Consider the following 2133-nt stretch of genomic DNA (forward strand, 5'->3'; position numbering starts at 1 on the left):
CCCGAGGAAGGCGAGCTGGCCAAGGCCTGGGTGAAGGACTTCCGCCAGAAAATTGCGCCCTATGCCTCGGGCGGGGTGTGGCTCAATTTCATCGGCAACGAAGGCCAGGAGCGCATCCGTGCCGCGTTCGGAAACGGGAACTATGCGCGGCTTGCAAGGGTCAAGCGGGACTTCGATCCGCGGAACGTCTTCCAGGGCAACCAGAACATCCTGCCGGCCGGCTCCTGAGCGGCCCGCAGCGGTTGGCGGCCCCGGCGCAGACCACCGCCGCACTAGACTTCCCCCATGGCGATTTACTTGGATCCGCCGCTCTGGCCCGCCCACGGCACGCACTTTTCGCACCTCATCTCGGACACGTCGCTCGCGGAGCTGCACGCCTTCGCCGCCGCGGCCGGCATCCCGGACCGGGCGTTCGACGGCGACCATTACGACGTTGCCGAGCGCCGGTTCGACGACCTCGTCGCCGCGGGCGCCATCGCCGTGGAAGCCCGGATCCTGGTGCGAAAGCTCATCGCCAGCGGGCTGCGCATCCCCGCCCGGCAGCGGAACAAGTCCCTCAAGGTCCCGTTGCTGAACCGCTGGGAAGCCCTCATGCCCGGACACGACGCCCTCTTCCTGGACCTGCTGGACCGCTGGAGCGAGGACCACCGCCGGTATCACGGCTGCACGCACCTGCTGGCAGTCTTGGAGGCCATGGACCTGCTCACCGACCCCGCCGATCCGCCGCGGACCGTGCTGCTCGCAGCCTGGTTCCACGATGCCGTGTACCGCGGGATCGCCGGCCAGGACGAGGAGGAATCGGCCCGCCTCGCCGAGGAGCGCCTCACGGATGCGGGGCTTCCGGCCGCCGAAGTCGAGGAGGTGGCGCGGCTGGTCAGGCTGACGTCGGACCACCGCCCGGAACCAGGGGACGACGACGGCGCCCTCCTCTGCGACGCGGACCTGTCAGTCCTCGGCGGCGAACCTGAGCCGTACGCCCGGTATGTGGCCGCCGTCCGGGAAGACTATGCGCACATCGGCGACGCCGACTTCGCGGCCGGCCGTGCCGCCGTCGTCCGTCATCTGCTGGAACTGGACCCCTTGTTCCACAGCGACCGCGCACGGGAACTGTGGCTCGATGCCGCCCGCCGGAACCTTCTGGGCGAGCTGGCCTGACTCTTCGCGCAGCCGCCGGAAGCCTTTACGGGCGCCCCGGCCGGTGCAAGACTGCTCGGATGAACCTGCGCATCCAATCTGTCAGCGTCGACTCCACAGACCCCAAAGTGCCCGCCGATTTCTGGGAGAAGGCCCTGGGCTGGCGCCGCACCTATGAGGTGGAAGACGAAATCGTACTGGAACCCCCTGCAGGCAGCCCGGCAGACGGCGTCAGCCCGGACCTGCTGTTCGTGAAGGTGCCGGAGCAGAAGGAGATCAAGAACAGGCTGCACCTGGACCTGCGTCCGAATGACCAGGCCGAGGAGGTGCAGCGGCTGGAAGCCCTTGGCGCGTCGCGCATTTCTATTGGGCAGGGGCCGGAGGTGACCTGGGTGGTCATGGCCGACCCGGACGGCAACGAATTCTGCGTGCTGCGGGCGCTCCGGTCAGAGGAGCTCGAAGCCCAGGGCCTGGTCCCCGGGTTTAGCGAAGCCCCGGGGAATGCCGCCGGCTAACGGTACGCGGTAACGAACGGGCTGTTAGTGGGAACGATCTGCTTGCCCAGCGGCATCAGGCTGACCGGGATGAGCTTGAGGTTGGCGATGGCCAGCGGGATGCCGATGATGGTGACCGCCATGGCAAAAGCTGTGACCACGTGGCCGATCGCGATCCAGATGCCCGCCACCACCAGCCAGATGACATTCCCCAGCAGCGGCAACACGCCCGTTCCGCCCGGCTTGTCCACCACCATGCGCCCGAACGGCCAGAGCGTGTACGCCGCAATGCGGAAAGACGCGATGCCCCACGGGATGGTGACGATGAGCAGGCAGCAGATGATGCCGGCCAGGAAGTAGCCCAGAGCGAGCCAGAGTCCACCGAATACCAGCCAGATGATGTTGAGCAGAGTCTTCATCTGTCCATTGTGCCCCGCGGGGTCTGACAAAAACGTAGGGGTCTGCCCTGATTGGCCCCTGATCTTCGGCCATGGAACTTGGACCC

At 67.1% G+C, this 2133-nt stretch carries 4 protein-coding genes; 3 read left to right on the plus strand and 1 reads right to left on the minus strand.

Annotated features, from left to right (window positions below):
• The 3 genes from V6M49_RS16775 to V6M49_RS16785 all read left to right on the plus strand — a co-directional run.
• The coding region (locus V6M49_RS16775; RefSeq protein ID WP_332762162.1) for a BBE domain-containing protein at positions 1–228 on the plus strand (228 nt) is incomplete at its 5' end.
• A gap of 57 nt (positions 229–285) precedes the next feature.
• Positions 286–1155: a DUF4031 domain-containing protein gene (locus tag V6M49_RS16780; protein WP_332762163.1), complete on the plus strand. Its 870-nt coding sequence runs from the start codon at positions 286–288 to the stop codon at positions 1153–1155.
• 59 nt (positions 1156–1214) lie between these two features.
• Positions 1215–1649, plus strand: a complete 435-nt coding sequence (locus V6M49_RS16785) for a VOC family protein (RefSeq protein ID WP_332762165.1) — start codon at positions 1215–1217, stop codon at positions 1647–1649.
• Here the strand turns inward: V6M49_RS16785 and V6M49_RS16790 are convergent.
• Positions 1646–2047, minus strand: coding sequence for a YccF domain-containing protein (locus V6M49_RS16790; protein ID WP_332762167.1), 402 nt, complete (start codon positions 2045–2047; stop codon positions 1646–1648). The two genes, V6M49_RS16785 and V6M49_RS16790, sit on opposite strands and share 4 nt — an antisense overlap.
• Between the last annotated feature and the right edge of the window lie 86 nt (positions 2048–2133).

Source organism: Pseudarthrobacter sp. (genome assembly GCF_036675385.1).
Lineage (GTDB): Bacteria > Actinomycetota > Actinomycetes > Actinomycetales > Micrococcaceae > Arthrobacter.

What these genes read in the sequence shown, in the direction of transcription:
- V6M49_RS16785 (WP_332762165.1), top strand. Translation starts at nt 1,215, where the DNA reads ATGAACCTGCGCATCCAATCTGTCAGCGTCGACTCCACAGACCCCAAA.
- V6M49_RS16790 (WP_332762167.1), bottom strand. Translation starts at nt 2,047, where the DNA reads ATGAAGACTCTGCTCAACATCATCTGGCTGGTATTCGGTGGACTCTGG.
- V6M49_RS16780 (WP_332762163.1), top strand. Translation starts at nt 286, where the DNA reads ATGGCGATTTACTTGGATCCGCCGCTCTGGCCCGCCCACGGCACGCAC.